Annotated in this window: 24 protein-coding genes; 10 read left to right on the forward strand and 14 right to left on the reverse strand. The window is 61.1% G+C overall.

Going from position 1 to position 26,512, the window contains the following annotated elements; genetic code table 11:
• Positions 1 to 7 precede the first annotated feature (7 nt).
• A complete protein-coding gene (locus tag BM382_RS30840) occupies positions 8 to 853 on the forward strand; it encodes a phage tail protein (RefSeq protein WP_072444062.1) in 846 nt (281 codons plus the stop codon).
• Positions 828 to 1,034 (forward strand): tail protein X, encoded by a 207-nt coding sequence (locus tag BM382_RS30845; protein WP_072444059.1) that lies wholly within the window; start codon positions 828 to 830, stop codon positions 1,032 to 1,034. The genes BM382_RS30840 and BM382_RS30845 overlap by 26 nt, the downstream gene beginning before the upstream one ends.
• Here the strand turns inward: BM382_RS30845 and BM382_RS30850 are convergent.
• Positions 1,031 to 1,501 (reverse strand): hypothetical protein, encoded by a 471-nt coding sequence (locus BM382_RS30850; RefSeq protein WP_072444057.1) that lies wholly within the window; start codon positions 1,499 to 1,501, stop codon positions 1,031 to 1,033. The two genes, BM382_RS30845 and BM382_RS30850, sit on opposite strands and share 4 nt — an antisense overlap.
• A gap of 80 nt (positions 1,502 to 1,581) precedes the next feature.
• Here BM382_RS30850 and BM382_RS30855 point away from each other — a divergent pair, with 80 nt between their 5' ends.
• From BM382_RS30855 to BM382_RS31800, 4 genes are all read left to right on the forward strand, one after another.
• Positions 1,582 to 2,625, forward strand: coding sequence for a phage late control D family protein (locus BM382_RS30855; RefSeq protein WP_072444055.1), 1,044 nt, complete (start codon positions 1,582 to 1,584; stop codon positions 2,623 to 2,625).
• A 27-nt stretch (positions 2,626 to 2,652) separates the two neighbouring features.
• A complete protein-coding gene (locus tag BM382_RS30860; protein WP_072444053.1) occupies positions 2,653 to 3,204 on the forward strand; it encodes a glycoside hydrolase family 19 protein in 552 nt (183 codons plus the stop codon).
• Positions 3,201 to 3,731 carry a lysis system spanin subunit gene (locus BM382_RS30865; RefSeq protein WP_072444051.1) on the forward strand — a complete coding sequence of 177 codons (531 nt, stop codon included), beginning with the start codon at positions 3,201 to 3,203 and terminating at the stop codon, positions 3,729 to 3,731. The genes BM382_RS30860 and BM382_RS30865 overlap by 4 nt, the downstream gene beginning before the upstream one ends.
• A gap of 127 nt (positions 3,732 to 3,858) precedes the next feature.
• Positions 3,859 to 5,487 carry a hypothetical protein gene (locus tag BM382_RS31800; RefSeq protein ID WP_139187231.1) on the forward strand — a complete coding sequence of 543 codons (1,629 nt, stop codon included), beginning with the start codon at positions 3,859 to 3,861 and terminating at the stop codon, positions 5,485 to 5,487.
• A gap of 509 nt (positions 5,488 to 5,996) precedes the next feature.
• Here BM382_RS31800 and BM382_RS30870 read toward each other — a convergent pair.
• The 11 genes from BM382_RS30870 to BM382_RS30920 all read right to left on the reverse strand — a co-directional run bounded on the left by BM382_RS30870 (position 5,997) and on the right by BM382_RS30920 (position 19,586).
• Positions 5,997 to 6,737, reverse strand: a complete 741-nt coding sequence (locus BM382_RS30870) for a hypothetical protein (RefSeq protein WP_072444049.1) — start codon at positions 6,735 to 6,737, stop codon at positions 5,997 to 5,999.
• A 450-nt stretch (positions 6,738 to 7,187) separates the two neighbouring features.
• Positions 7,188 to 8,087 (reverse strand): glycosyltransferase family 2 protein, encoded by a 900-nt coding sequence (locus BM382_RS30875; protein WP_072444047.1) that lies wholly within the window; start codon positions 8,085 to 8,087, stop codon positions 7,188 to 7,190.
• Complete coding sequence (locus tag BM382_RS30880; protein WP_019095056.1) at positions 8,071 to 9,174, reverse strand: glycosyltransferase family protein; 1,104 nt, start codon at positions 9,172 to 9,174, stop codon at positions 8,071 to 8,073. Before BM382_RS30880 ends, BM382_RS30875 begins: the two co-directional genes overlap by 17 nt.
• A complete protein-coding gene (locus BM382_RS30885) occupies positions 9,171 to 11,243 on the reverse strand; it encodes a glycosyltransferase (protein ID WP_072444045.1) in 2,073 nt (690 codons plus the stop codon). Before BM382_RS30885 ends, BM382_RS30880 begins: the two co-directional genes overlap by 4 nt.
• A 25-nt stretch (positions 11,244 to 11,268) precedes the next feature.
• Positions 11,269 to 12,291, reverse strand: a complete 1,023-nt coding sequence (locus BM382_RS30890; protein ID WP_239690440.1) for a class I SAM-dependent methyltransferase — start codon at positions 12,289 to 12,291, stop codon at positions 11,269 to 11,271.
• A gap of 29 nt (positions 12,292 to 12,320) precedes the next feature.
• On the reverse strand, positions 12,321 to 14,510 hold the full coding sequence (locus tag BM382_RS30895; RefSeq protein WP_072444041.1) for a glycosyltransferase: 2,190 nt from the start codon (positions 14,508 to 14,510) through the stop codon (positions 12,321 to 12,323).
• A complete protein-coding gene (locus tag BM382_RS30900) occupies positions 14,503 to 15,195 on the reverse strand; it encodes a 2OG-Fe(II) oxygenase family protein (protein WP_072444039.1) in 693 nt (230 codons plus the stop codon). The genes BM382_RS30895 and BM382_RS30900 overlap by 8 nt, the downstream gene beginning before the upstream one ends.
• A gap of 5 nt (positions 15,196 to 15,200) precedes the next feature.
• Complete coding sequence (locus BM382_RS30905; protein ID WP_019094066.1) at positions 15,201 to 16,577, reverse strand: polysaccharide pyruvyl transferase family protein; 1,377 nt, start codon at positions 16,575 to 16,577, stop codon at positions 15,201 to 15,203.
• A complete protein-coding gene (locus tag BM382_RS30910; RefSeq protein WP_019095921.1) occupies positions 16,574 to 17,848 on the reverse strand; it encodes an ABC transporter ATP-binding protein in 1,275 nt (424 codons plus the stop codon). Before BM382_RS30910 ends, BM382_RS30905 begins: the two co-directional genes overlap by 4 nt.
• Positions 17,838 to 18,653, reverse strand: a complete 816-nt coding sequence (locus BM382_RS30915) for an ABC transporter permease (protein ID WP_019094064.1) — start codon at positions 18,651 to 18,653, stop codon at positions 17,838 to 17,840. Before BM382_RS30915 ends, BM382_RS30910 begins: the two co-directional genes overlap by 11 nt.
• A 282-nt stretch (positions 18,654 to 18,935) precedes the next feature.
• Positions 18,936 to 19,586 carry an FMN-dependent NADH-azoreductase gene (locus BM382_RS30920; protein ID WP_053157329.1) on the reverse strand — a complete coding sequence of 217 codons (651 nt, stop codon included), beginning with the start codon at positions 19,584 to 19,586 and terminating at the stop codon, positions 18,936 to 18,938.
• Positions 19,587 to 19,683: 97 nt separating this feature from the next.
• Between BM382_RS30920 and BM382_RS30925 the strand changes: the two genes are divergently transcribed.
• Positions 19,684 to 20,544 (forward strand): LysR family transcriptional regulator, encoded by an 861-nt coding sequence (locus BM382_RS30925; protein WP_015634881.1) that lies wholly within the window; start codon positions 19,684 to 19,686, stop codon positions 20,542 to 20,544.
• 185 nt (positions 20,545 to 20,729) lie between these two features.
• On the forward strand, positions 20,730 to 22,301 hold the full coding sequence (locus tag BM382_RS30930) for a sensor domain-containing diguanylate cyclase (protein WP_011060354.1): 1,572 nt from the start codon (positions 20,730 to 20,732) through the stop codon (positions 22,299 to 22,301).
• A gap of 3 nt (positions 22,302 to 22,304) precedes the next feature.
• On the opposite strand, the gene BM382_RS30935 is transcribed toward BM382_RS30930, so the two are convergent.
• Positions 22,305 to 22,826 (reverse strand): GNAT family N-acetyltransferase, encoded by a 522-nt coding sequence (locus tag BM382_RS30935; protein ID WP_072444037.1) that lies wholly within the window; start codon positions 22,824 to 22,826, stop codon positions 22,305 to 22,307.
• 35 nt (positions 22,827 to 22,861) lie between these two features.
• Positions 22,862 to 23,437 carry a GNAT family N-acetyltransferase gene (locus tag BM382_RS30940; protein ID WP_019094062.1) on the reverse strand — a complete coding sequence of 192 codons (576 nt, stop codon included), beginning with the start codon at positions 23,435 to 23,437 and terminating at the stop codon, positions 22,862 to 22,864.
• 202 nt (positions 23,438 to 23,639) lie between these two features.
• Here BM382_RS30940 and BM382_RS30945 point away from each other — a divergent pair, with 202 nt between their 5' ends.
• Both BM382_RS30945 and BM382_RS30950 read left to right on the forward strand, forming a co-directional pair.
• The gene (locus BM382_RS30945; RefSeq protein ID WP_011060357.1) at positions 23,640 to 24,464 is read left to right on the forward strand and encodes an arylamine N-acetyltransferase family protein; all 825 of its coding nucleotides are present in this window, start codon (positions 23,640 to 23,642) and stop codon (positions 24,462 to 24,464) included.
• A gap of 468 nt (positions 24,465 to 24,932) precedes the next feature.
• Positions 24,933 to 26,474, forward strand: coding sequence for a nucleobase:cation symporter-2 family protein (locus BM382_RS30950; protein WP_072444035.1), 1,542 nt, complete (start codon positions 24,933 to 24,935; stop codon positions 26,472 to 26,474).
• Positions 26,475 to 26,512: the final 38 nt, after the last annotated feature.

Here is a 26,512-nt window from a genome sequence, read left to right on the forward strand (position 1 = left end):
AGGTGCCATGGCGTACATGGAGCAACTGCAGTCGGGGTTTCAGTCCCTGGTTGACGCGGGGGAGGCGGGCCGCAGCAGTGCGGATGGCATGCTGACCCCACTGAACGGAGCCATCAGCGATATTACCGGTGCTGCCTCGGAGCTGGAGAACATCCCATTTGTGGGGCCTGAGATGGGCGCCAAGCTGCAGCGGACCTTGCGCGGCATCACCGCTGCACAGTCCGTAGTCGGCGAGGTGGCAGCTCAGTACAGCCAGGCCGTGTCGGCGGTGGGACAGATTCAGCAGCGTCTCGGTACGCTGCAGGAGCAGACCGCCAAGGCCGGTGCCGCTATCAACCGGATCGGCGGGCAGATCAGCCCCTCCCTGGGCAACATTCTCCCTACTGGATCGTTCGGCGGCCTGGGTACTCCGGCCGCCGAGGCGGTGAAGCCGTTCCCGCACCTGCTGATCATTCACCCGCTGAAGACTGGCGGGCAGCCGTATTACTTCAACCTCGACACTGCAGCTTTTGAAGAGCTGCGCCGTCAGACCGGGTTCCGCTGGGCTGGCCAGGAACGCCTGACCCGTAGTATCGCGCAGCAGGCGGTGGGCCAGGGCGACGACAAGATCACCCTCAAGGGCGCGGTGTTTCCGGGGTTCAAGGGTGGGCTGGGTCAGTTGCAGAAGCTGCGCAGCATCGGGCGGCGGTTGCAGCCGCTGAGCCTGACCACGGGCTATGGTGAAGTGCTGGGCACTTGGTGCCTGACAAGCCTTGAGGAAGAACAAAGCCACCTGCTGGCCGGGGGCATCCCGCGTAAGCAGGGCTTTTCACTGGAGTTCGTGAGCTATGGCGACGACATGCAGAACGTCTGACGGGGATCTGCTCGACACCCTGTGTCACCAGTTTTACGGGCACCTGAATGGCAGTGTCGAAGCGGTGCTGGATGCCAACCAGGGGCTGGCCGACGAACCCCAGCCGTTCCGGGCTGGGGTGCTGATCGTACTGCCCGATCTTCCGGTGGTGACAGAGGCTGCGCTGCAGCTATGGGATTAGCCGGCCGCCTGGGCGCATTCCTTGGCGTTAGCTTGGTAGGACGTGTTGCCTTCGGAGTACTGCCGAACGTTCTGGGAAATCATGCCTTGCCAGGAGGTATTGGCATCGATTGCGGCGGAGCGGCACTTGGCGAAGGGGGCAAACAGCGATCCGAAGCGGTCGCTTTCGTCCATTAACTTTTTCAGCGCAATGGCCTGCTCGCGAGCTTGTTTGCCGTCCATAGCTCCGGACAGCGCCAGGGTTTGGCCGTGCTCTACCGTCTTGTTAAGACGTTTGAGGAAGTCGCGGGCCTCCTCGGGTTTGATTTTCTTTGCTGCTTCTTGGGCGGCGATGGCCTGCCTACCGCGCTCTGCGGCTTCGGCGCTCACTGGGGCGTCGTCACCCAGGTCTATAACCCGAAGTTTCTGTTCGGCTTGTGCCATCGAGGTGGCCAACAGGCACAGCGTCAATCCGAAAATCCTTTTCACTTTCTCAACTCCTGTAGGGGCAACGGCTCGGGATTCTATGAAGTCCCGGTGGCTGTGTCACCCAGGGGGAGGTTTATTGCATGACGCCTGTATTCCGAATCGTTGCAGACGGCAAGAACATCACCGCGCTGATCAATGACCGGCTACTGACCCTGCGGACCTCGGACAAGCCCGGCATGGAGTCGGACGAGTTTGAGCTGCGCATCGATGACCGAGATGGCGCGGTGGCGCTGCCCAGCCGTGGTGCCAGTATCGAGGTGTTCATGGGGTACGCCGGTCAGTCACTGACCCGGCTGGGTCGCTACACGGTAGACGAGGTCGTGGTGACGGGGCCGCCCGACTCTATCGAGATCCGGGGCAAGGCCAGCGACATGCGCGGCAGTGGCAAGACCACCCGCAGCGGTAGTTGGGAAGATGTCCCGCTGCAGCAGATCGCGCGCGATGTGGCTACCCGCAACGGCTGGCAGCCAGTGTGCACGGTGACCACCAAGGTGCCCCGGGTCGACCAGCTCAACGAATCCGACTTCAACTTCATCACTCGCCTGGCCAAGCAGTACGACTGCACAGCCAAGGTGGCCGACGGCAAGTTGCTGGTGCTGCCTCGGCAGGCCGGGCAGAGCGCCAGCGGCAGGGCCCTTAGCACCGTCACCATCACTCGCCGCGACGTGAGCCGCTATCAGTTCCGCCTGGGGGACAAAAGCACCCACAAGGCGGTGCAGACCAAGCACCAGGACAAGAAGAGCGGAAAGCTGCGGGTCGTCGACCTGGGCAACGAGGACTCGCCGGATGGGCTGCCACCGGTGCACACCGACCGCCATATCTATCCGAACAAGTCCGCAGCCGAACAGGCCGCCAAGGCGCGTCTGGCTGCATTCAACCGCAGCACCGCCGGCGTGCGGCTGGAGATGCCTGGCCGAACCGATCTATTCGCTGAACGCATGATCAATGCCCAGGGCTTCAAGGTCGGCCTCGATGGCGAGTACCTGGTGGACTCGGTCGAGCAGGTGTTTACCCAGTCCGGGTGGAGCACCACGGTTGAGTGCAACGGCGGCAAGAAGGGCAAGGCGAAAGCTAAAGGCAAGAAAAAGAAAGCAACCAAGCCACTCAGGATCGAGCAGCTTTAACCCTCATCATCACTGGAGATAACAGGCATGACCATCACAGCGCAGCAGCTGCTGCAGATCCTCCCCAACGCCGGCGCTAAAGCCGGCGTTTTTGTTCCAGCTCTCAACGCGGCGATGAGCAAGTACGCAATCATCACCCGCCTGCGCGTTGCGGCGTTCCTGGCGCAGATCGGCCACGAGTCCGGCCAGCTTCTGTACGTGCGCGAGCTGGGCAGCAATCAGTATTTGAGCAAGTACGACACCGGCACTCTGGCCAAGCGCCTGGGCAACACACCCGAGGCGGACGGCGACGGCCAGAAATACCGAGGCCGGGGGCTGATTCAGATCACCGGCCGGGCCAACTATGAAGCCTGTAGCGAAGCGCTGTTCAGCGATGCTCGATTGCTCAACACCCCGGAGCTGCTGGAAACCCCGGTCTATGCTGCGCTGTCGGCGGGTTGGTTCTGGCAGCGTGCGGGCCTGAACAGCCTTGCCGATAAGGGCGACTTTCTCACCATCACCAAGCGCATTAACGGCGGGACCAACGGCCTGTCGGATCGTGAGGCGCTGTATCAGCGTGCATTGAAGGTGCTGCCTTGAAGGCCCCGGGCTGGTTGTTGCCGGCTCTGGCCCTGGTGCTGGGGTTCGCCCTGGGTGGTTGGCTGGCCTGGACGTGGCAGGCCAACGCCTATGGCAAGGATCTGGCTGACCAGGCCGAGGCGTACAGCACTGATCGTGAGCAGGCCGCCAGTGCGGTGATCAACTGGCAGGAAACCCAGCAGGACGCCCGTCGGGCCCTGGAGGATCGCCTGCAGGCGAATGACGAAACCCACTACAAGGAATTGCGCGATGCTCAAACGAAGCAGGCTCGTCTGCGTGACCGGATTGCTACTGCTGAGCAGCGGCTGTCAGTCCTACTCAACACCGCCGCCACGGGTGGTGGCGGTCGGGTGCCAGCCACCGCCGGCACCTGCGGCGTGGTTCATGGAGGAACGCGAGCCGAACTTGACCCAGCGGTTGCTCAACGAATTGTCGCCATCACCGGAGACGGCGATCAAGGATTGATTGCCTTGCGGGCGTGCCAAGCCTACGTCCGAGATACAGGGCCTGGAGTTGGGAGAAGGTAAACTCAGACGACTGCTTTCGAGTCGAAGTTGAAAGATGCGTGATCTTTGGTCGCTATCAAACAGCTCTTTGTTTGTATCATGTCTACCTATCTCCCCAGAATGACAGCGAAACAAAAGGATGTGTCGCATGAATGCTGCCTTAAAGAAGCCTAAATCCTCTGCCGAAGAACGTGCCCAAGAGCTGTATACACAAAGGATGGGGAAAATAAATAAGAAAATATCTCATTATGATCAGGGGTTCTTCATCGCGAAATGCTTAAAGAAAATATCTGAGATCAAGAGGCGGAATGAGATAAGTTTTGACTTTGAACATGTGTGGATTTTAGCAATCAAAATATCCGCTACATCTTCAGGTGGAACTAGAAGGCCGGGAGATAATGAGATAATAGATATTATTAATAGCCTATGGCGGGTGCATAATTGCTTGATACCCTATCTGGAAGCAGATAGTAACCCTTTGGTGGCTATGCGTGCCATGATAAGCCAACAGTCGACCTTGCAGCATAATATACTGAGTTCTCACGCCGATATTGTGCGCCAGGCTAATCTGCTTGCGGATAACCAATGTCTGGATGACTATTTTAAAGGAAAGTTTGGGATTTCTATTTCGACCTATTGTTTTATATGGTTCTTGCTGCTTAATCAGATAGGAGCTTCGGAAACGGGATCTACTGAGATTAATTTGGCGCGATTGATATATGAGTCATATAGGTATGTTGCGCTTAGAGATATATACAGTTTCTTTAGGGTTTTCTCTGTAACTGTTGAGGAGTTGCCCCAGTTTTTTTCGAAGTTTACAACTTATGATTCTGATTTTGGAAGCTATTTCTATGATTCTCCGCTCAAGCAAAAGCCGTTTATTTTCACCGGAAAAGCTATCAGAACTATATCAAATAATTTGTCGGCCTCATCCGCGAGCTTTTTACTACCCCATCTGTTCAAAGACTCAAAAGAAATTTCTAGCACTTTCAAAAAAGTGTTCACACAAAAGTTCGAAAATTATATTGGGGCCATCCTTGTGTGGACCAAGCTGCCTTATATAAGTGAAGGCGAAATTAAAGAGCTGTACAGGAGGTTAGGATATTCTGGTAAAAAAAGTAATGTTGTTGATCATATGTTGACTTCGCCTGAGGCAAAAATAGCACTTATTGTCGAGTCCAAAGGTGTTGAGCAGACGGATTTCGTAAAGGTTATACTAGACACTGCCACGCTTGCCAAGCGTTTGCAGGATAGTCATATTAAAGGTATAGCCCAATCCCAGCAATGTGTACATATTCTTCAAAAAGACCATGTTCTCAAAGATTATGAGTTTTACTCGTTTATAGTTGTTAATGACGATTACGGATTTTCAGATGCTGAATCGTTAGAACGAATGATTGGCACTGCTGCACTTACTGGTGCGCCATACCCTGTATGCTACCCTTCGCCTATATTACTTTCGAGAATTTTATTTGTCAGAATTAGCACTCTTGAAAAAATATGCAGTTCTATACAAGATGGCGAATATACACTTTTCGAGCTTTTGGAAAGAACGAAAAATCCAGGGCAGTTCAATAATCTAGAAAAAATTCATCACTCGCTAACTAAAGCGCACCCAGCCGAAGCAGTGGCTAAAAATATAAGTGTAGACTCTCCTAATATACAGGCGCTCATGTTTCAGAAGGCTGGGCGTTCCGGGAGTTATCCTTTAATTGAGTATGTAAATGATGTAGATCGGGTTATTAAAAGTTTGGCATATCAAAAGTACTCAATTTAGATAGCGCTTAGGTTTTTTACTGATATTCCTGTCAAGGGACGTTAAGCTCATTCAATGTTCCGATTTATTTAAGTTGATAATTCTTCATATTGCCCACTTCAGAGGGCGCCCTGTAGCATTCGAACGTTTTGGCGGCTTCACTCTGGTGCAGCGCCACCACGGCGCTATTGGCAAGGGCGAAGAGTTGTCGGAGCCTGCAAGGTGAAGAGGTTGAGTATTGGGGCAAAAATGGGGCAATCTGCACACCAATCAATGCCATTTAATGCCAAGCGGCGCGATCTCTTGCTCAATAAAAAAGCCCTACAGCCCTTGTTATTTGGGGCTCTAGGGCTTTTTTCGTTAATACCCGAGCACAATCGGCGTGTGATTGTTTCCTTTCGATCCATAGTGGCCCTTAACGAAAGGCAGTCACCGGCCAAAAGCGACTAATCCAATCGGAGAAACCCCATAAATGGCAAACGTGCTCCATCGCGTAGGCTGGACCACCAGCTGTATCGCCCAGGCCGCGTTTATGAAACCTCCATCAGCGCAAGAATGTCCTCTTTAGGAATAGTTTTTCCGTCGCCTGCGAAAGTATGAGTAAGGTGGCACTCACCGTCATCCGATAGCAAATAGGCCCAGAGGGTTGCGCAGTAGTCATCGATATTTGAAACTTTTCCTTTGAACTTGACTACGACAGGTCTCAGCTTTTCTTCGATGAGCCCCCTCAGGTCGACCAACCCGCCGCCGCCACAAAGACTGGAAGACCACAAATCCTGGATCGCCTCTGGGACCCTATAGCTAACTCCGTTTGAGCTAGAGCTGGCAGCAGTAAAGGTGTCCCATGCATATGGTCCGCACGTCTCGGCAGTGGCACCTTCGTACTCGCTGCGACGCTTCACGATGCCCTTAACCGCTTCTTTTGCTACAACTTGCTCCTCAAGAGGGAGCCATTCGGTAATTTTTTCTAGAAAATGCCCCACGCCTTGCGACGAGCCAAGCAATCCTTCATCGAACCACGAAGGGCGGCCATCGTAGCTCGTCGAATGGTAGTAACAAGCGTGCGTAATATCGGAACGAGGGGAAGCATTTAGAAGGTGACATACTACAAAGTGGAAACCCTGTGACTCCATTTGGGAATACGACTGTGCAATTTCTAGCACTTCGGAAGCCTCAAGAACCCTTCCGATTTCTTCAGTTGAAACTGCATAGATTTCAGCGAGAGACCTGATGGCATCTTCTCTGTGATCACAGCTCGGGATAAGCCCCATCTTCGGCACCTAGCCTTATCAAATCAATCAAGTTCAGAGCTTATCAGGCTGAGTGCATAGCCACCTCAAATTCGGGGCCATGAGCGTAAGCGCGAAAGATGGCAGCTTGCGGTTAGCGCCGCCAGTCGCGACGGTCCGGTTTGGGTCGATAGCAACCGGTCAGCGCTAGCAGAATTCAGATTGCTGGAATTTTGCTACAGCAAAAACATCTATGTAAGTAAGCTACTGAATTATAAGTATTTTTTTAATCGATATACCCAATCCATCATCGGCGCCACACTGAAGCGCCGGGAAGGTTCTGAACGGGAAGGGCTTGGAGCGGTAAAGGGCATGGGATGTTTGTCGCTTTGCGGGGCAACCGCCTGTGGTCATGGCGGTTGTCGGGGTGACGAATTGGCGCAGTTTATCAGGAAGTGCCACGCCGACGCTGTGCTCTGAGCCATTGCCGGGCTAGCGAGGCTGTCCGAGCATCCGTCCCACCTGCGCCAGCCAGTGGTAGCCCACCACGAAACTGAAACGTAGCCAGACACCTGCACAGATGCTCCAGGAGAGGACCCGGGGATAGTCCTCACGAAAAAACTTGCCATAGAAGCGGATCATGCCCCGGTGCTTGTGCCATTCGACGAACACCGGGCGGGTGCGGCTGCAGGCGCCCCAGGCGTGAAAGATCCTGGCCTGGGGTACGAAGCAGACTTTCCAGCCTTCCTGGCGAAAGCGCATGCACAGGTCCAGGTCCTCGCAGTGCAGGAAGTAGCCTTCGTCCCAGCCGCCGACGCTGTCCAGGGCTTCGCGCTTGACCAGCATGCAGGCGCCGGAAATGGCTTCTACCTGCGTCGGACGGCTGGGCAGGGGCTCGCGGTGCAGAAGAAAGTCGGAAAACAGTCGCGGCGAGAGCCAGGCCAGGCCCGACAGGTTGAGGGCGCGTACTATTGCCCGCCGTGGAGTGGGGAAGACCCGACGTCCACCGGGCTGTTCGCTGCCGTCGAAGTTGCACAGCAGGCCACCTGCCATGCCCAGATCGTGGGTGTGGCGCAGGGCGTCGATCATTCCTTGCAAGGCGCCCGGTTGCAATACGGTGTCGGGGTTGAGGAACAGGATGTGTGGCTGCTCGCAGTGACTGGCGCCTAGGTTGCAGGCCGCGGCGAAGCCGGTGTTGCTTGGGTTGCGCAGGATGAGCAGGCGTTCATCGGCAGCGAACCGGGTGGCAACCTGTTCCAGGCTGCCGTCATGGGAGGCATTGTCCACCAGCACCAGCCGGTTGATGTCCTGGGCCAGCACCGAGATCACGCAGTCCTCCAGCAGAAGGCCGGCGTTGTAGTTGACCACCACCACATCACAGGAACGCGGCATGGGCCCCCTCGAAGCGTTTTGCCCAGGAGTTGGCTTCGCGGAACTTCAGGGTCTCGGCCAGGGGCTCGGTAAACGTCAGCGCCTGGTGGATCACTCGGGAGATGTCGTCGAGGCTGTCGCTGAGAAACACTCCCGGAAGGTGGCGCCTGGTGCCCATTTCGCCGAATGCGGTGCTGACCACTGGCAAGCCCAGGGCCCGGTACTCGTAGTATTTGATCGGGTCGACGTAGCGGGTGATGTCGTTGCACTTGAACGGGATCAGGCCGACATCGAACTCGGCCATGGCTTGCAGCGCGGCCTCGTGGGACAGCGCCGGCAAGCACCGGATATTGTCCGGCAGTGCCCTGGGCGAAGGTCCGTGCTGGGGGCCGATCAGGCGTACCTCGGCCCCGGGAAAGGCCACGGCCAGGGCAAGCACGAATTCCCAGTCGAACCACTTGGCGAGGGTGCCGATGTAGCCGAACACCGGCCGTGTTCCATGTGCTGCGCGCCGGGACAGGGGCAGGGCGGGCAGGCGTTCGCTGGCGCAACCATTGAGCAGCAGCCGGGTATCGACCTGTTGCCGTTGCCAGTAGCGCTGCAAAGTCGTGCAAGAGGCCAGGGCGGTGACCACAGCCCGGGCGGTCTGGTGCTGGCGCCGGTGCATGGCACGGCGCGACCAGCCGCGATAGAACGCCGGTACGTTGTCCATGACGTCATAGAAACTGCCGGCGAAGATCGGTTCCTGCAGCAGTTGCAGGGCCAGCCTCGAGGGTTTGCCGATGCCGAGCTGGGTCGGTGCCTGGGCAAAATGGCGGATCTGTTGCTTGAGCTCCTGCCAGAACAGGCGATTGACCCAGCCCGAGCCGGGCAGGGGCTCTATGGGCAGGGCCCGGGGCCTGGCCAGGGTCAGCCAGTCCGGCACGGCGACGGTCGGGCCCTGGTATGGCGGGCGGGTTAGCAAGTCGGCCAGTACCGGCAAGCGCGTGGGATAGGGTTCGACCCACAGCACGGGGGCCTGGGTGGCCGCATGGAACTGGCGCACCAGTTCATGGGGGCGTTGCGCGAAGCTGTGCCAGCTGACCGGTGACAGATAAACCAGCCTCATGATGGCTCCCTGGCGGTGTGGGGAGTCCAGGGTCGGCCCCATTTCGCCTCGTACAGGGCCTTGTTGCGCTCAAACAGTTGTTGGCGCTGGCTGCCGGGCATCTGGCTGAACGAGGCAGAAAGATGGTGATGAATGAACACGTCTTCGGCAAAGGCGCAGGACAGCCCTGCTTGCTCGACCCGGCGGCAATAGTCGTCGTCTTCGAAAAAGCCCAGGCCGAAGGCTTCATCCAGGGGCCCGACGCGCTCATAGGTCGACCTGGGCATCATGACCGCGAAGAAACCGAGGGTGGCGCAGGGCACCACCCGGCCGGCATGGCGCCAGGTGTATTGGCGGGCGCGGCCAGGCATCTCCTCGAGGCTGCGGTAGCTGATCTCGATCTTCGCTTCGTTGCCGATGTTGTTGGTTACCGGCCCGATCAGGCCGAGCCCCGGGTTGCGTTGCAGATGGCGGCGCAGGGTCTGCGCCCAGCCAGTGGTGACCTCGGTGTCGTTGTTGAGCAAGACCAGGAACTCGCCCCGAGCCCGGGCCAGGCCCTGATTGTTGGCCGCGGAGAAACCCAGGTTGCCGAGGTTGAGGATGAGCGAGTGAGCGCTGTCGCTGGCCCACTGCCGAAGGAATTCGATGCTGCCGTCGGTGGAGGCATTGTCGACGACAATGATTTCCAGATTGCGGCCCAGAGCATCGGCGGCCAGGCTGGCCAGGCAGGCACGGGTGAATGCCAGGTTGTTGTAGGTCACTACTATCACGCTGATCAGGGGCTCGGTTTGCTCGCCTTCAACCAGGGCCTTCAACTGTTCTACCCGGTGCTCCCAAGTCTGTTGTGCGGCGAATTCCTGGCGCTGGCGGGAAGTGCTGTCGCAGGCAGGTTCCTGCAACGCCTGGGCGATGGCTTCGATAAAGGAGGGGGTATCCCTGGCAATGGATACCTGCTGGCCGAACTCCTGCAGCTCGGGCAGATCCACCGCCACCACCGGCTTGCCGGCACTCAGGTATTCGTAGACCTTGACCGGGTTGGTGGCCAGGGTCAGTGCCTCGATGCGAAACGGCAGGATGCAGACATCGAAGGCCTGCAGGTAGGCGGACAGCTGTGCGTAGGGGATTTCACCGGTCAGCCTGACGTTGGCATGGCGCTGCAGGCGCGCACCAACCCGCCCGGTATCTGCGCCTATCAGCAGGATCGTGCAGTGCCTGAAGGCTTCGGCGATGGCGGCCAGCAGATCCACATCGAACCACTGGGCGAGCGCCCCGTAGTAGCCGATCACGGGACGGCCTTGCGGGTCTTGATAACACTGGGCCGGGGGCTTGGAAAAATAGGTGAAGTCGGCGGCATTGCGCAATACGGAGCGTTGCCCGGTGCTTGCAGGCGGGCAGTGCCGACTCCAGTGGCGTTCCAGCCACGCCGAGGCAAACAGCGTGATATCGGCCTCGCGCAGCAGCTCATGCTCCAGTTGCAGGAGGTCCGGGGCGTTGTTGCCGAAACCCTGATGGTCGTCCATGCAGTCATAGACCAGGCGGCTGGCCGGCAGCGCCCCGGCCACGGGGGCCCAGAACGGGTGCTGGACCAGGGAGATCACCTGGCTCGAATGGGCCCAGCTCAATAACTCGCCGATGCTGCGACGCAACTGCTTGACCACGGCCTCTTGCGGGGCAGCGTGGTAGAGGAGCGGGGCTGTGCGTGCAAACAGCCACACTTCGAACAGCCGCCCTCGGTCATCCAGCGGGCGCAAGGTAAAACCGTCGCGAGCGTCGTCCTCCAGGCTGGCCGAGACATAGAAAACCCGGCGTCCGCTGGTGCTCAAGCCGCGGGCCAGGTGCTGGGGACGCTGCTGGCGGAAATCCCAGTCGATGGCACCCCAGACCACGTAATCCGGCCATTGCGGGTCGGCCGCCGGTAGCACGCTACAAGCGGGTACGAAACTCTTGGCGGCCCGCTGATGCCGACGCAGGGCCCGCCAGCCAGGTCCCAGCACGCCGTGATACAGGCGCCGGATCAAGGCTTTCAGCAGGTAAGGCAGCGGCAGGCGGTGATAGACGCGGCGCCAGCGCTGGAACGGGGCGGTGCTCATTGCCGCGCCCCGGATACAGAGCGAGTCAAGGCACGGACTCCGACTGTTTCGGGGTCGCGGCAACGATCACGAAATCGCTGTTCAGGGTGCCCGACTCGATCAGCCCGTCTTCGATGTCGAACAGCATCCGTAGCACCCGCATCGCCTGGGGATCATCGGCCTTGAAATTGCCGGCGATGCCATGCAGCAGAAATTGCAGCAGGGTACCGCCGCAGGTGTTGAGGGCCTGGATCTCGAAGTGCTGTTCCACCACCTTGAGGATGTCCTGGGAGCGCACCGCCTCGGACGGATCAACCTTCACCACCTCTTGTGGGTCAGGGAGCGGTACGTTGTTCTGCACCTGACCGTAGGAACCCTGGACGAAAGAGCGGCGCATGGCCGGGGGAATCAGGGCGAAGGCATGGCTGATGGCTGCGCACTGGGCCTGGTCAAAGGCAAAGTGATTGGCGCCGACATACTCGTTGAAGAACAGCCAGCCGTCCGCCTTCAAGGCCTGGCGGACATTGGCGCAGACCTTTTCCAATTGGCGAATGTGATGCAGTGAACCGTTGAACCAGACGGCGTCGTAATGAGCGCTGGGCAGTTGCACCCGCTCGACGTCGGTGAGGCTGTAGTGCAGGGTCCGGGTCCCCAGCGCCGCCGCTTCTGCCCGGGCGGTGTCCAGCGCCGCCGGGGCGATATCCACGGCGTCGCAGTCCTGGAAGGCCTGGAGTTTGTAGAGCTCGCGTTCCAGGGTACCGGTGCCGCAGCCGATGCTCAGCATACGCGGCACCGGTAACCGGTCCGCCAGAAAGGTGTTCAGGCAATAGGGTACCCAGTGAGCATGACCGCTGCCGGCCGTGGCCTTTTGCTGATGGCGTTGTTGCACCGCAGGCACTGCCAGCCAGTAGACATCCGCAGAAAACGCATCCGAGCCGGCCTGGTTCTGTGACCAGTGCTCGGCGGTCTGCGCCTTGCGCTGCTCCTCGCTCATGTCGTCCGGGGGAACATGGGCTGCGACTGCCCGACCACTGAGCTGTTGAATTATTTTTTTCAGCACGTTCGGCATCTTCCTTGTGGGTGCATCGGGCTGCAGATTCAGTCGGTGAGCTTCATTTTCGTGGCGTCGGCGTTCGCTCTGCGGCGTGCTTGACGATGGGGTTGCCAGGGCCCCCACTTGCTTTCGAAGTAGGCCTGGTTCTTGTCCCATAACCGCTGGTATTCGCCGCTGGCGATAAGGGCCTTGAACGAGGCCTGGCCGTAGTGGTGGATGTAGCTGTCCTCGGCGCATACGGTGCGCAAGCCGGCGGCCTGGACTCGCCGGCTGTAGTCGTCGTCTTCGAACATGCCGATGCCAAAGGCTTCATCCAGCCAGCCCACCTGATCCAGCACTTCGCGGCGCATCGCTACGCAAAACATGGCCAGCATCGGGATGTCGAAGCAGCGCCCGCGGTACTGGCTGGCGCGCCGGTCGGCGAAGTCCTCCATGTCGTCGAGGTCCTGGTAGTCGATGCTGACCCGGGCCTCGTTGCCCACCGCATTGGTGGTCGGCCCCACCAACCCCACCTCCGGGTCGTCGAGGTGGCGCAGCAGGGGCGCGAGCCAGCCCTTGGGCACCACGGTGTCGTTGTTGAGCAGGACCAGGTAGTGGCCCTGCGCAAGGCGCAGGCCCTGGTTGTTGGCGGCGGCGAAACCCAGGTTCTGTTCGTTGAGCACTATGCTCACATTGGGTTCGCTGCGGGCCAGGTAGCGCAGGTAGTTGCGGGTGGAGTCCTGCGAGGCGTTGTCGACGATGATCAGTTGCAGGTTCGGGTAGGCGCAATTGCGCAGCAGGCTGTCGATGCAGCCGCGGGTCAGCTGAACATTGTTGTAGGTGACGATGATTACCGAGACCTTCGGAAACAGTTCGACCAGCGCATCGCGCGTGTCTTCGAAGCGTTGCCGCCAATCGTTTTCCCTGGCCAGTGCCAGCCGTTGGTTCCAGCGCTGCAGATCGGTTTCCCCAAGGGCTCTTTCGATCTGCGTGACAAAGGCAGACGGCCCGTCGGCGAAATACAGGTAAGGCTCGTAGATCTGCATCTCCAGCAGCGGCACTGCGACCACGGGTTTGCCGGCGCTGATGAACTCGTAGAACTTCACCGGATCCACCGCGTGGGTCACGTTGTAGAGGCGAAAAGGAATGATGCAGACATCGAAGTGGTACAGGTATTGCGGCATCTGCGAGTAAGGCTTGCGGCCCAGCAGGTGCACATTGGGCAAGCGGTCGAGGCCGGCCAGGTCACGGACGAACACATCGCCAATGAGCACCAGATTCCACTCTGGTCGTTGTCGGGCGATGGCCGCCACCAGCTCAAAATCGACCCATTCGGCCAGGGCACCATAGAAGCCGATGATCGGGCCTTGAAGCTCCTCCAGCAGAGTATTGGGTGTACAGCATCGGGCAAAGAAGTCGAAGTCCACCCCGTTTCTAACCAACTGGCAGCGACGGTTGGTACTGGCCCATTTGTCGTACAGCACGGAGGCGGTGACGGTTACCAGATCAGCTTGCTCCACCAGTACCTGTTCCTGGTCCAGCAAGGGCTGACCGATGTTCGGAAAGTCCTGCCATTCGTCCATGCAGTCGTATTGCACGGGCCAGCCGTATGCCTTGCGCAGGTGCAGGGCCAGGCGCGTCCAATAGGGCAGGTGAACCACCGACACCGCCGTCTTGATCCGGTAGTCGCTCACCAGGGCCTGCAACGCCTCTGCATTGGCGCGCAGGTTGCCTTCGGTGATGCAGGTGGCGTAATAGTCCTGCCGTGCATGCCCGCGCAGGGTGACTTCGAAGACCCCGGGAGCGACTGGGTGCGCCGTATAGGGCCGCTCTGCCGCGGGTAGCGGCGAAAGGATAATGTAGAACACCCGATAACCCTGGATAGCGAACTGCGTCATCAGTTGCTGTGGTCGCTGGAACCTGGCGGACCAGTCGATATTGGCAAAGCACAGCAGGTCAAAATGCTGAGCAGCAGAGCCGGGTGCTGAGTCCTCCACGATATCGGGCTCCAAGGGGATGGAAGCTGGCAGAGGCTGGACGAGAGAGGGCAGGTGAGTCGGGTACTCGCTCTCGTCGTTGATCACCCCGTGCCGCAGCAGCTGCATCAGCATGCGCAGGGGGCGGGTCAGGCGCCAGGAACGCGAGCGCCGCATATGTTCGATATGCGCCAGGGCGGCATCGCGCTGAAGGATGGCCTGTGCGTGCTCGAGCCGCAGCAGGGTCGACTCCTGGTCCTGCGAGTGGGACTTAGTCATGAGCGGGCTCATAGTTGTGCAGTGAGCTCTGGTCGCCACTGGGCCACATTGAGCTGAGGGAGCCGGGCCGGTAGAAGGTCACGGTCATGCTGCGCCGTGAAGTCCGGCAATTGGCTACCACCTGCGTCACCGCATGCCAGGAGTTCTCGGCGCGTACCAGTACTGCCGATGTGCCCACCAGGGGCGGGATCACCGCGACCACATCCGTGGGGTCGGCAGAGCCCAGGATATTCAGGCAGCCACCGTCCTCGATGTTCCAGGAATCGTTGAAGTACAGGATATGGGTCACCAGCTTGTCGCCCAGGTCCGGGTGCGGGCCGAGGCAGGCCTGCGGCCCGTAGTGGAAGACATTGACCTCCATGGGAGCGTTTCTGAGGTCCATGTCGGTGAGCGTCGACAGCGCCAGGCGATAGTCCGGTGCGGTCAACTCGCTGGCCAGCCTGCGCCAGGCCGGGCTCAGGTGCTGCTCGTGGATAATGCGCCCGGTGCCCATTTCCACCAGTTGCCGCGCCTGGTACTCGTAGTCCTTTTCTCCGCCATAGCCGGACACCGTCTTGAAGGAGTCACGGGGATAGGTCGCTACCAGGGCCGCGGCGTCCGCGGGCGAATACAGTTCGGTGATCCGCCCCCAGCGAAAGGGCTGAGTGTGCAAGGGGGCTCTGGTCAGCATTGGCAGATTCAGCATCGTATTCATCTTCCCAATAAATGTTGCAGGCGGCGCCGCAGGGAGCGTAACGGCGCGGTGAGGCGATAGGAGTTGGAGCGATGGATTCGACCCAGCTCGGCATCGACCCGACTGGTGAGTTCCGTTTGATGGCGGCGTAGTAGCGTCAACTGCTGTACCTGGATTTTCAGCGCATCCAGTTCGGCCTGTTTGCTCAGGATCGCCTCGCGACAGTCCGGGAGGGGGGCCTCCAGCAGGCTGGGCAGGGCTTGCCAGAAGCGGTTCAGCGCCTGGCTGGTGGGGCGCGGGCCCTGGGCGATCAGTTCGGCTACCCGGTCCCAATGGCGCTGCACTTGTTCTTGCGCGGCGATCACCTCGGGGCAGGGCCCCGTTTCGCTCAGGTGTTGCTGGAACCACTGGGGATCGATGGGCTGTTCGGCGGGCAGGGGGCGGATCCCGCGGTATGCGCGCAAGGCGGTGTACTTGCCCTGGTTCAGGTTGGCCGAACAGAAGGCCGGTACGCCGAAGGCCAGGGCGGTGATCGCCAGGTGATAGCTGTGGCCGATGACGCCCTGGGCCTGGGCCAGGATCTCCGCCAGTAGCAGTGGCTCTGGCCAGGCCGGCAGGCGCACGGCCCGTGGCAGGTCGGCCCCGAGAATCGACTCATGGTCCCCGAGCACCGGGCCGATGGGCAACAGCAGCAGCTGCCACTGGCTGAACAGCGCGTTGTGGGTTTTCCATAGCTGGAGAAAGCTCTCCAGGCCGGCAATCGCATGCACCACCAGATAGGGCCCGGTCAGGCCGGCCTGGGCACAGAGTTGGCGATAGGCCGCCGAGGGTTGCTGCCGGTCGATCAGGCTGGGCAAGCCAAAGGCGGTATCCGGCAGTACCTCGACCTGGGTCTGCTCGCTCAGCGCGGACAGGGTGTTTGCAGACAGGGCATCGCGCACCCGGACGTGGGGGCTTTGCTCCAGGGTCAGCCTGACCAGCGGGGCCGCCCAGGATGGAATCGGGTTGCAGTGCATGCCGGGGGCGTTCCAGATCAGCGGCACATTGTGTTGCAGGGCCATCAGCGCAGGCGACAGCCAGTACCCGGTGGGGTGATGGATCTGCGGGTCGGGCGGGTAGTAGTCGGCAGCGATGACCTTGTCGAAGCGAATGATGAAGCCGCCGCCGATCAGCACTGCGTCCAGGCTATCGATGAGCTGGGGTAGTTCACTGACCGAGGTGACGGGGTAGGGCCATTGCGGCGTGCTGCGCGAGTGATAGGAGAACGCGTGCAGGCGCACCTTGCCCAGGCGCGCCTGCAATGCTGCTTCGGCAATGAGGGGGAACAGCAGGTCGCCGTAGTTGGCTACATCGAAGGTACCGAAGATCGCGACTTGCCATTGCTTGTCGCTCATGAACGCTCCTCGACTGCCAGGAGCTGCTGCGATGGGCGGGTGACAGGTTCGATGTGCAAGTCGACGATTCCCAGGAAGTGCTTGTTGCCCGGCAAGGTGTCGAACGCCAGGAGGGCCACCTGCTTTTCAATCAGGTGGGAGGTTTCTTCCGTTTCGCCATTCATCAGCTTGAGCGTGATGTGGTAGCGCCCGGCCGCCAGGTTGGCGGCGAATCGCAGGCACACCGAGGCGCTGCGCCAGCCTTGCCGGGACTCGCCGCATTGCAGGGCGACGTTGACCCCGCTGACCACCAGCAGCCGGGCTTCCTGGATGGTCAGGCTGATGTTGGGGCGGGCAATGGCGTCGCTGACCTGGGCATCGATGGCGATTTCGATCATGTCGCCGTGGGCAAAGCTTGAGTACAGCGCCCCGGTATTGCTGAACACGGCTGAGGTGATCCGCCCTTCAGGGGTGCCGAAGGCCATGCCGTGCTCCGGGTTGAGTGGTGTCTTGGCGCTGACCTGGACGGCGCCCGCGCTGGCCCAGCGGCGCTGTTCGTCACGCATGTCCAGCAGGTACAGCTCGGCCATCGCCTCCGGTGCACCGCTGGCGCGGATTTCGCCGTCGCGCAGGTAGAGGGCGCGGTTGCAGAAGCGCTTGACCATGCTCATGTCATGGGACACGAACAGCAGGGTCATGCCTTGTCGGGTCAGGCGCTCCAGGCGTTCCAGGCACTTGAACTGGAAGGAGGCATCGCCGACGGCCAGGGCTTCGTCGACGATCAGGATATCCGGCTCCACGCACACCGAAACGGCAAAGGCCAGGCGCACCAGCATGCCGCTGGAATAGGTCCTGGTGGGCTGGTCGATGAATTCGCCGATGTTGGCGAAGGCGGTGATTTCGTCGAAACGCGCCTCGATCTCCGCGCGTTTGAGGCCCAATACCGCACCGTTGAGGTAGACGTTCTCGCGGCCGCTGAACTCTGGATTGAACCCTGAGCCCAGCTCCAGCAGGGCGGCGATCCGCCCATGGCTGGTCACGCTGCCCGTGGAGGCGGTGCTGGTGCGGCAGATCAGTTGCAGCAGGGTCGACTTGCCGCTGCCGTTGCGGCCGATGATGCCCAGGGTTTCACCCTTGCGCACTTCCAGCGCAACGTCCTTCAAGGCCCAGAACTCGCGATAGCGCTGCTTGCCGCGGGGCAGCAGCAGTTGCAGCAGGCGGTCGCGGGGCTGGTCGTAGATCGGGTAGCACTTGCCCAGGCCCTGGGCCTTGATCGCCAGTTCAGAGCACATCGGCGAACCCCGGGCGGGTTTTTTCGAACCACGCCCATCCCAGGAAGGCCACGCCGAGCGCGACGCTCAGCTCTATCAGCCACAGGCCGAGATCGGGCACCACGCCCCAGATCAGCACGTCGCGGGAGGACTCGATCACCAGGGTCAAGGGGTTCAGGTAGAGCCAGTGCCGGTAGGCCTCGGGCAGGGCGCTCAGCGGATAGAACACCGCCGACATCAGCAGCAGGGCCGACATCAGTACACCGATGACCTGGCTAACATCCCGCAGGTAGACCCCCAGGGAGGCGAGGACCCAGGACAGCCCGAGGGTGAACAGCACCAGGGGCAGCAGCACCAGGGGAAACAACAGAGCGGTGGGCGGCGGCAGGCCGAAGGCCAGGAGGTGGAACAGCAGCCAGACGGCAAAGCTCACCAGCGTGTGGAACAGCACCGCCCCGAGCATCACGCAGGGCAGCATGTCCAGGGGGAACACCACCTTCTTCACATAGTTGACGTGGCTCAGGATCAGCCCGGGGGCTCGGGTGAGGCATTCGGAGAACAGGTTGAAGACCATCATCCCGGTGAACACCAGCAGGGCGAACTGGGTGTTCGAGTCGTTGTCGGTTCCCCAACGCACCTTGAACACCACGCTGAACACGAAGGTGTACACCAGCAACATGAGCAAGGGGTTGAGAAAGGACCAGAGCAGGCCGGCGATCGAGCCGCGGTAGCGGCCTATCACTTCGCGTTCGATCAGTGCCCGCAGCAGTTCGCGATGACGCCAGGGCCTGAAGGTGAAACGCTGCAGCGTGGTACTTCCGGTCAACTCCCGCTCCTTGGGGCCAGCTTCCAGCACCACCCCATGCTCGACAAGGGCATGGGTGAACGGGTGGTGATTCGAAGCGAAGGATTTTGTGAATTGTTTATAGACCCGAAATGCAGGAAGTGAAGGTGTCGTTACAGCTTTTTTTGATGAGCGGCGGGCGCAGCCGGATAAGTGGCAAGACACCCGCGAGGGTAATGCTCACTGCGGATGCCTGGGCTCGGCGGTAAAGAGCAGGGTGGGCCAGGCGGGCAGGCTCCTGCGCGGCGCCGGCCCGGGTATGGTTCAGTACTGGCGGGCCGCCAGTTGCTGCGCCAGGGCCTGTGCCTGCTCGGCGGCCGCCTGTCGCGAGGCCTGGTCGATGTCCGGGCCGAGGATGGTCTTTTCCACGATCAGCGAGTGCTGGTTGGCAATCCCGATGAAATTCAGCCAGGCCTCTATATAGGGCTTCTGGAAATCGAATGCCGGTGCTGGTGTGCTGGAGCGGGAAGAAAAGTCCAGGCCCCGGGCGTAGGCCGCCACCGCCGTCTTGTTGCGCAGCAGGCCTTGCAGGCCGTTCTCGGGGTCGAAGCTGAAGAGGATGCCCTGGTGGGAAACCAGATCGATGAAGTGCTTGAGCTTGTAGGGAATGCTGAAATTCCACAGGGGGATGGAAAGCACCAGCAGGTCGGCCTGGTGCAGCGGCTCTGCCAGCGCCTGGAGCCGCGCCCAGGCCCGCTGTTCGGCATTGCCCAGGGGCTGGCCGGCCAGTTGTGCATATTTGGCGTCCATGGCCGTCTGATCGAGTTCCGGCAAATCGAGGCTCCACAGGTCCAGGGTGGTGACCTCGGTGTCCGGCCGTTGCTGTCTGTAGCTCTGGATGAAGCCGTGGGCGATTTCCAGGGAGGCGGAGCGGCGCAGGCGGGGCGAGCATTGAATGTGCAGGAGCCGGGTCATGGACGAATCTCTTGGAGTTGGGATGACCGTTATTGCAACATAGCTTGTTTTTAAATATAAATTGTCGATTCAAGCCTTATTGATTTCATTCTGAAATATGTTCGATGCCCTGCTATTGCGCACCTTTGTTGCTGTTGTCGATGAACAAGGGTTCAGCCGTGCGGCCCTCAAGCTGCACCTGACCCAGTCCGCGGTCAGCGGCCACCTGCGGCGCCTGGAACAGCAGGTCGGCAAGCCGCTGCTCCAGCGCACCACCCGCTCGCAGCAGCTGACCGCCGATGGCGAGCGGTTGATGGCCTATGCCCGGGCGATCCTGGCGTTGAACCGCGACGCCTGGACCGAACTGACCCGGGTGCCGTTCCACGGGCGCGTGGGGGTGGGCCTGTCCGAGGATTTTGCCGACCCCCGGCTGCTGCGTGCGCTGCAGGATTTTGCCGGGCGCTACCCAGGTATCCGGCTCGATGTGCAGGTTGGCATTCCCGGTACGCTGCTGGATCTGCTGGCCCAGGGCAATTTGCAATTGGTGGTGGGCTCGCTGTGCGAAACTGCCGAGCCTGGCCGCCTGCTCTGGTCCGAACCGCTGGTCTGGGCCGGGCTGGTGCAACCTGCCGGGCTCTTGCCCGACCCCTTGCCCCTGGCGCTGTTTCCCGAGCCTTGCCCCTATCGGGCCGCGGCCCTGGGCCGGCTGGCCCAGGCCGGCATTGCCCAGCGCACGGTTATGCTTTGCAGCAGCAATTGGGCCCTGCGCGCCGCCGTGCTGTCCGGGTTCGCCATAGCACCCATGGCGGCCAGCCAGTTGGGGGCAGGGCTGTGTGCCCTGGGGGAGGAATACGGTTTGCCACCGTTGCCGGATGCGCAGTACCGTCTGTTCACCGCGCCCGAAGCGGACCAAACTGTGCTGGCGGCGCTTTCCGAGGTGTTTGTCGAATATTGCTCGAGCCGTCGATCGGCACTTTAAGCATTGCTCGCGGTGGCCGATAACCCCAGGGTGGAGCCGGGCCGTTCAAGGTTGCTGCCTGAGCTCCCGGCCCGGGTCAGCGGCCAGAAAACCTATACTGTGCAGGGCGCTGGCCGTTCAGCCAGTCTCGAAAACAACCAGGGACCCGCCCTGTAGCCCAGGCCACTCCCGTCAGGACGACCCTTTTGCCTGTTCCCATCTACGATCCTCATCATCCCCCTGGTGGAACCCTGAAGCGCTTGCCGCTGCTCAAGGCCGCGGTGGCCTTCATCGCAACCGTGTTTCTGTGCCTGTGCGGGCTGTTGTACCTGCAACTGGAACAGTCCTGGCGTCACGACCTGATGCAGGCGGAAGTCAATTCCACCAACCTGACCCGGGCCATCGCCCAGCAGGCCGAAGACACTTTCATGGAAGCCGACCTGGTGCTGATGAGCCTGTCCGAGTGGATCCAGGCCCTGGGCGATGGCCCTGAGCAGCAGCCCCGCTTGCAGGGCATATTCGCCCGGCGGGTGCAGGCCCTGACCCAGCTCAGCGGGGTATTTCTCTATGACCGGGACGGTCAGTGGGTGGTCAGTTCCTTTGGTGATTCGCCCCATGGCAACGATGTGGCAGACCGCGACTACTTTCGTTTCCATCAGCAGAATGCTTCGTTGCTGGCTCACATCAGCCCGGCCATCCGCAGCCGGGCCAATGGCGAATGGATCATTCCCATCTCGCGGCGGCTCAACGATAGCCAGGGGAATTTCCAGGGGGTGCTGATGGCAGGCATCAAGCTGGCGTATTTCGATCAGTTCTTCACCAGTTTCAATATCGACGAGCAGGGTGCCATGTTCCTTGCCCTGTCCGACGGCACGCTGATTGCGCGGCGGCCGTTCGAAGAGCGGCAGATCGGTGCTTCCCTGGCCCGCGGCGAGATCTTCAGCAAGTACTTGCCCGAGGCCACCACCGGCAACGCCATGATCACCTCGATTGTTGATGGGGTGACGCGCCTGTACGGCTATCGGCAGTTGCAGGCCTATCCCCTGGTGGTGGCCGCGGCCAACTCCAAGGACTCGGTGCTCAAGGGCTGGTATGCCTCGGCCTACCAGTCCACGGCCATCGTCGCCCTGGTGCTGCTGGGGGTCGGCCTGTTCGGCTGGGTCTTCGTGCAGCAGGTGCGCAACAACGAGCGGATCGAGGCAGATCTGCGCGAGGCCCAGGAGGCCCTGGAGGTGATCGCCACCCATGACAGCCTCACCGGCCTGGCCAACCGCCGCTTGTTCGAGCGCGCCCTGACCGTGGAGTTTGGCCGTGGTGCGCGGCAACGCAGCCCGTTGAGCCTGGTCATGGTCGATATCGACTATTTCAAGCGCTACAACGATACCTACGGGCATGTGGCGGGCGATCACTGCCTGACCGAGGTGGCCCAGGCGCTCAAGGGCTGCTGCCAGCGCAAGGCTGACCTGGCCGTGCGCTATGGTGGCGAAGAGTTTGCGGTGTTGCTGCCCGACACCGACATTCATGGCGCGCTGGCCATGGCCGAGCAGATTCGCCGCAGTGTCATGCAGCGCAACATCGCCCATTCCGGCTCACCGGTGGGCTGCGTGACGGTTAGCCTGGGCTGCTACGCCTTCGTGCCGACGGGCCGCGACAGCATCGAGATGTTTATCGAAAGGGCCGACGCGGCCCTGTATCAAGCCAAGGCCACGGGCCGCAATCGGGCCATGGCGCTGGCGGCGGACCATGTGGGGGAGCCGTTGCAGCGCTCCGATCGCTGACGGCTACCAGCGCTTGCAGAACACCTGGTTGGCGTAGGCGTTGCCGCCAAACTCGTAGGCGGTGCTACCGGCGCAGACGTAGCCCTGGGCCTGATAGAAGGCCTGCGCCCGATGGTTCTGTGCCCAGACGGCGAGCCACAGGCAGGGCCTGTCGCTGGCTTGCAGCCGTTCTTCCACCTGTTGCAGCAGCGCCTGGCCAACGCCTTGCCGATGGGCATGGCGCTGCACGTACAGGCGCACCAACTCCATCCCATCGGCCAGGCCGGCAAGCGGCGGCCGGGTGTTGCCGGCGATTTCCGCGAAGCCCAGCAGGTGCCCGTTACGCTCGGCCAGCAACAGGCTTCTGTGGGGATCCTCAAGGCGCTGGTGGAACTGTTCCGGGGCGTAGACGCTCAGGGCTTCCTCGGCCAGGTCGCTGCGCATGCCGTCGGTGGCATAGGTGTCGAGAAAGACCTGGGTGGCCAGGCCACTGATGCACAGCGCGTCCTCGCGCTGGGCTGGGCGTAGGGTGAAATCGACGGGCATGGCTACATCCTTGTGGGGCTTGTAAGGGTGAGGCCTCAGGCTTGGCTGAGGCGTTGTTGCAGACGCTGGCGCACGGCGGGCCACTCGTCGTCGATGATGCTGAAGCGCACGGAATTGCGCTTGCGTCCGTCGGGCATGATGCGCTCGTGCCGCACTATGCCTTCCTGTCGGGCGCCGAGGCGCAGGATCGCCGCGCGGGATGTGTGATTGATCTCGTCGGTCGTGAACTGCACCCGCACGCAGTTCATGTCGTCAAAGGCATGGCACAGCATCAGGTACTTGGCCTCGGTGTTGACGAAGCTGCGCTGCCAGCGGCTGGCGATCCAGGTGCTGCCGATCTCCAGCTTGCGGTTGTGCCGGTCGATCTTCCAGAAACGCGTGCAGCCGATGACTTCGCCCGTGCTCCTGAGCACGGTAGCGAACGGCAGTACGCTACCGGCATCACGGCCCTCGAGCGCCACGTCGAGGTAGCGTTCGACGGTGTCGGGGGAGGGCACTACGGTGAAAGGCAGGTTCCACAGCTCACCGTCCCGGGCGGCGTTGACCAGGGCGTCGGCATCACTGCGTTGCAACGGGCGCAGGATGATTCGCGGGCCTTCCAGTGAGTGCATGGCGCAGAGTTCTCCAGCGGGAGCGACGGGGCGCTTATTACAGAGTCGCCCTCGGCGCTTGGCAAGAGCCAATCCGGGGCCAATGCGATAAAAAATATCAGCCGAATTGATTGTCCGGGCCGGCCGCTTCTGGCTTATACATAACGCCGACCTGCCGGGGCCTGTCGCGACCCTGGGCGACCCTCATTTCAAGGATTTGTGCATGAGCCAGCCGCACCTGATGAACTTCGACCTGTACCTGCAGCAACTGGGCTACCCACAGGCGCCAGCGCCGACCCTGGAAACCCTGCGGGAGCTGCAATGGCGCCATGTCTGTCGTTTTGCCTTCGAAAGCCTTTCGACCCTGTTGCGGGTTCCGGTACCCATCGACCTGGCCTCGGTGGAGCGCAAGATTCTCCACGAGGGGCGCGGCGGCTACTGCTATGAGCTCAACCAGGCCTTCTTGGTGCTGTTGCAGCACCTGGGTTTCGATGCCCGGGGCATCACCGGGCGGGTGGTGATGGGGGCGCCGGAAGATGCGCTGACCGCTCGCAGCCACCGTCTGGCGCTGGTGCACCTGGAGGGCCAGCGCTACATCGTCGATGTCGGCTTTGGCGGCATGGTGCCCACCGCGCCCTTGCTGCTGGATACCGAGCAAGAACAGGCAACGCCCCACGAGCCGTATCGCATCACCCTGCGCGAAGGCAGCTACACCTTGCGCGCCAAGGTCATGGATGAATGGCGGGCGATGTACGTTTTTGACCTGCAACTGCAGGGCGATGTGGATTACGAGATGGGTAACTGGTACGTCTCGACCCACCCGGACTCTCCTTTCCTCGGCCAATTGAAGGTGGCGCTGATGGGGCCGGGAATACGCCGCACCTTGAACAATGGCAGCTACGCCCTGCATCGGATGGGGCAGCCCAGCGAGCGGCGGCAGATCACCGATGCAGGGGAACTGATGAGCCTGTTGCAGGACGAGTTTGCCCTGCGCCTGCCGGCCCACCCCGAACTGCCGCGGGTTCTCGAGCAGTTGCTAGAGGCCTGATTTCACGGCTTCCCCAACAGCGAGGCGGTGTCCGCGGTTCCGGTCGGTTGTCGACACGGCCGTCCAGGTGCAGTTGCCGCGTTTGCCGTCGCCGGCCCGGCCAACGGTAGGGCCGTGTTGCACCCAATGTGTACAAGATCCGGGTTCCGGCCAACGGATCGCACCCTACGAGCAGCAGATAAGCCGATCCGGCAACGGGATCGGCTTTTTTATCCTGTTTTTTCAACCAGTAGAGCAGCCCTCAAACCTTCGGTTGAAGAGCGGCGGATCGGCCCTGGGTTGGTTTCAACGAGGGCTCTGGGCCGCCTTTACAGGCCGGCACGGAGTCAATATCCGAGTGCCTTGCGCGCAATAGCCCGGGTTGATGGGTGGGGAAATTCAGAATGGAAAACTGTATACAATCCTATGGACAGTTGTCTTGGATGTTGCATACAGTGTGCCCATAACAAAAACAGGGAACCCCACACCATGAATACCCCCCAGGTTTCACAACAGCGGCCCGAAGACGAAAATTTGGGTGTTGGCGCCAACATGGCTTATGGCCTGCAACACGTGCTGACCATGTATGGCGGCATCGTTGCCGTGCCACTGATCGTCGGCCAGGCGGCTGGCCTGTCGCCTTCGGAGATCGGCTTGCTGATCGCCGCTTCGCTGTTCGCAGGAGGGCTGGCAACCTTGTTGCAGACCCTTGGCGTGCCGTTTTTCGGCTGCAAGCTGCCGTTGGTGCAAGGGGTGTCCTTCGCGGGCGTGTCGACCATGGTGGCGATTGTTACCAGCGGCGGCGAGGGCGGCTTCCAGTCGATTCTCGGTGCGGTGATCGTCGCCTCGCTGATCGGCCTGCTGATCACACCGGTGTTCTCGCGGATCACCAAATTCTTTCCACCGCTGGTCACTGGCATCGTCATCACCACCATCGGCCTGACGCTGATGCCGGTGGCGGCGCGCTGGGCCATGGGTGGCAACAGCCGGGCCCCGGACTTCGGCAGCATGTCGAACATCGGCCTGGCGGCGGTGACCCTGGTGCTGGTGCTGCTGTTGAGCAAGATCGGCAGCGCGGCGATTTCCCGTCTGTCGATTCTCCTGGCCATGATCATCGGTACGGTGATCGCGCTGTTCCTGGGCATGGCGGACTTCTCCGGGGTCACCCAAGGGCCGATGTTCGGCCTGCCCACGCCATTTCACTTCGGCATGCCGACCTTTCATGTCGCGGCGATCCTGTCGATGTGCATCGTGGTCATGGTGACGCTGGTGGAAACCTCGGCGGACATCCTCGCCGTGGGTGAAATCATCCACACCAAGGTCGACTCCAAGCGCCTGGGCAACGGCCTGCGCGCCGACATGCTGTCGAGCATGATTGCGCCGATCTTCGGTTCCTTCACCCAGAGTGCCTTCGCCCAGAACGTCGGGCTGGTGGCGGTCACCGGCATCAAGAGCCGCTTCGTGGTGGCCACCGGCGGGCTGTTCCTGGTGATCCTCGGCCTGCTGCCGTTCATGGGGCGGGTGATTGCCGCGGTGCCGACTTCGGTGCTGGGCGGCGCCGGTATCGTGCTGTTCGGCACCGTGGCGGCCAGTGGCATCCGGACCCTGTCCCGGGTCGACTACCGCAACAACATGAACCTGATCATCGTTGCCACCTCCATCGGCTTCGGCATGATCCCGATTGCCGCGCCGAGCTTCTATGATCATTTCCCCAGCTGGTTCGCAACCATCTTCCACTCGGGCATCAGCTCCTCGGCGATCATGGCGATCCTCTTGAACCTGGCGTTCAACCACTTCACCGCGGGCAACTCCGACCAGCAGTCGGTGTTCGTCGCCGGCACCGAGCGCAGCCTGCGCTTCCAGGACGTTGCCGTACTGCGTGAGGGTGACTACTTCAGCGGCGGCAAGCTGCACGATGCCGAGGGCAATGAAGTACCTCTGGTAGGAGAGGAGCCGGGCCAGTCACCGAACCAGGCCGGCGATGGTTCGCAGCCGAGCCATGCGCGCGGCAGTGTCGAGGCCACTCACTGAAGTCGAGTACCGCGGCCATGAAAAAAACCGGCGCCCTC

Source organism: Pseudomonas sp. NFPP25 (genome assembly GCF_900116505.1).
Lineage (GTDB): Bacteria > Pseudomonadota > Gammaproteobacteria > Pseudomonadales > Pseudomonadaceae > Aquipseudomonas > Aquipseudomonas protegens.

What these genes read in the sequence shown, in the direction of transcription:
- BM382_RS30945 (WP_011060357.1), top strand. Translation starts at nt 23,640, where the DNA reads ATGAGCCAGCCGCACCTGATGAACTTCGACCTGTACCTGCAGCAACTG.
- BM382_RS30845 (WP_072444059.1), top strand. Translation starts at nt 828, where the DNA reads ATGGCGACGACATGCAGAACGTCTGACGGGGATCTGCTCGACACCCTG.
- BM382_RS30885 (WP_072444045.1), bottom strand. Translation starts at nt 11,243, where the DNA reads ATGAGCACCGCCCCGTTCCAGCGCTGGCGCCGCGTCTATCACCGCCTG.
- BM382_RS30920 (WP_053157329.1), bottom strand. Translation starts at nt 19,586, where the DNA reads ATGACCCGGCTCCTGCACATTCAATGCTCGCCCCGCCTGCGCCGCTCC.
- BM382_RS30940 (WP_019094062.1), bottom strand. Translation starts at nt 23,437, where the DNA reads ATGCACTCACTGGAAGGCCCGCGAATCATCCTGCGCCCGTTGCAACGC.
- BM382_RS30895 (WP_072444041.1), bottom strand. Translation starts at nt 14,510, where the DNA reads ATGACTAAGTCCCACTCGCAGGACCAGGAGTCGACCCTGCTGCGGCTC.
- BM382_RS30855 (WP_072444055.1), top strand. Translation starts at nt 1,582, where the DNA reads ATGACGCCTGTATTCCGAATCGTTGCAGACGGCAAGAACATCACCGCG.
- BM382_RS30870 (WP_072444049.1), bottom strand. Translation starts at nt 6,737, where the DNA reads ATGGGGCTTATCCCGAGCTGTGATCACAGAGAAGATGCCATCAGGTCT.
- BM382_RS30905 (WP_019094066.1), bottom strand. Translation starts at nt 16,577, where the DNA reads ATGAGCGACAAGCAATGGCAAGTCGCGATCTTCGGTACCTTCGATGTA.
- BM382_RS30840 (WP_072444062.1), top strand. Translation starts at nt 8, where the DNA reads ATGGCGTACATGGAGCAACTGCAGTCGGGGTTTCAGTCCCTGGTTGAC.
- BM382_RS30910 (WP_019095921.1), bottom strand. Translation starts at nt 17,848, where the DNA reads ATGTGCTCTGAACTGGCGATCAAGGCCCAGGGCCTGGGCAAGTGCTAC.
- BM382_RS30900 (WP_072444039.1), bottom strand. Translation starts at nt 15,195, where the DNA reads ATGCTGAATCTGCCAATGCTGACCAGAGCCCCCTTGCACACTCAGCCC.
- BM382_RS30860 (WP_072444053.1), top strand. Translation starts at nt 2,653, where the DNA reads ATGACCATCACAGCGCAGCAGCTGCTGCAGATCCTCCCCAACGCCGGC.
- BM382_RS30875 (WP_072444047.1), bottom strand. Translation starts at nt 8,087, where the DNA reads ATGCCGCGTTCCTGTGATGTGGTGGTGGTCAACTACAACGCCGGCCTT.
- BM382_RS30935 (WP_072444037.1), bottom strand. Translation starts at nt 22,826, where the DNA reads ATGCCCGTCGATTTCACCCTACGCCCAGCCCAGCGCGAGGACGCGCTG.
- BM382_RS31800 (WP_139187231.1), top strand. Translation starts at nt 3,859, where the DNA reads ATGAATGCTGCCTTAAAGAAGCCTAAATCCTCTGCCGAAGAACGTGCC.
- BM382_RS30950 (WP_072444035.1), top strand. Translation starts at nt 24,933, where the DNA reads ATGAATACCCCCCAGGTTTCACAACAGCGGCCCGAAGACGAAAATTTG.
- BM382_RS30890 (WP_239690440.1), bottom strand. Translation starts at nt 12,291, where the DNA reads ATGCCGAACGTGCTGAAAAAAATAATTCAACAGCTCAGTGGTCGGGCA.
- BM382_RS30925 (WP_015634881.1), top strand. Translation starts at nt 19,684, where the DNA reads ATGTTCGATGCCCTGCTATTGCGCACCTTTGTTGCTGTTGTCGATGAA.
- BM382_RS30880 (WP_019095056.1), bottom strand. Translation starts at nt 9,174, where the DNA reads ATGAGGCTGGTTTATCTGTCACCGGTCAGCTGGCACAGCTTCGCGCAA.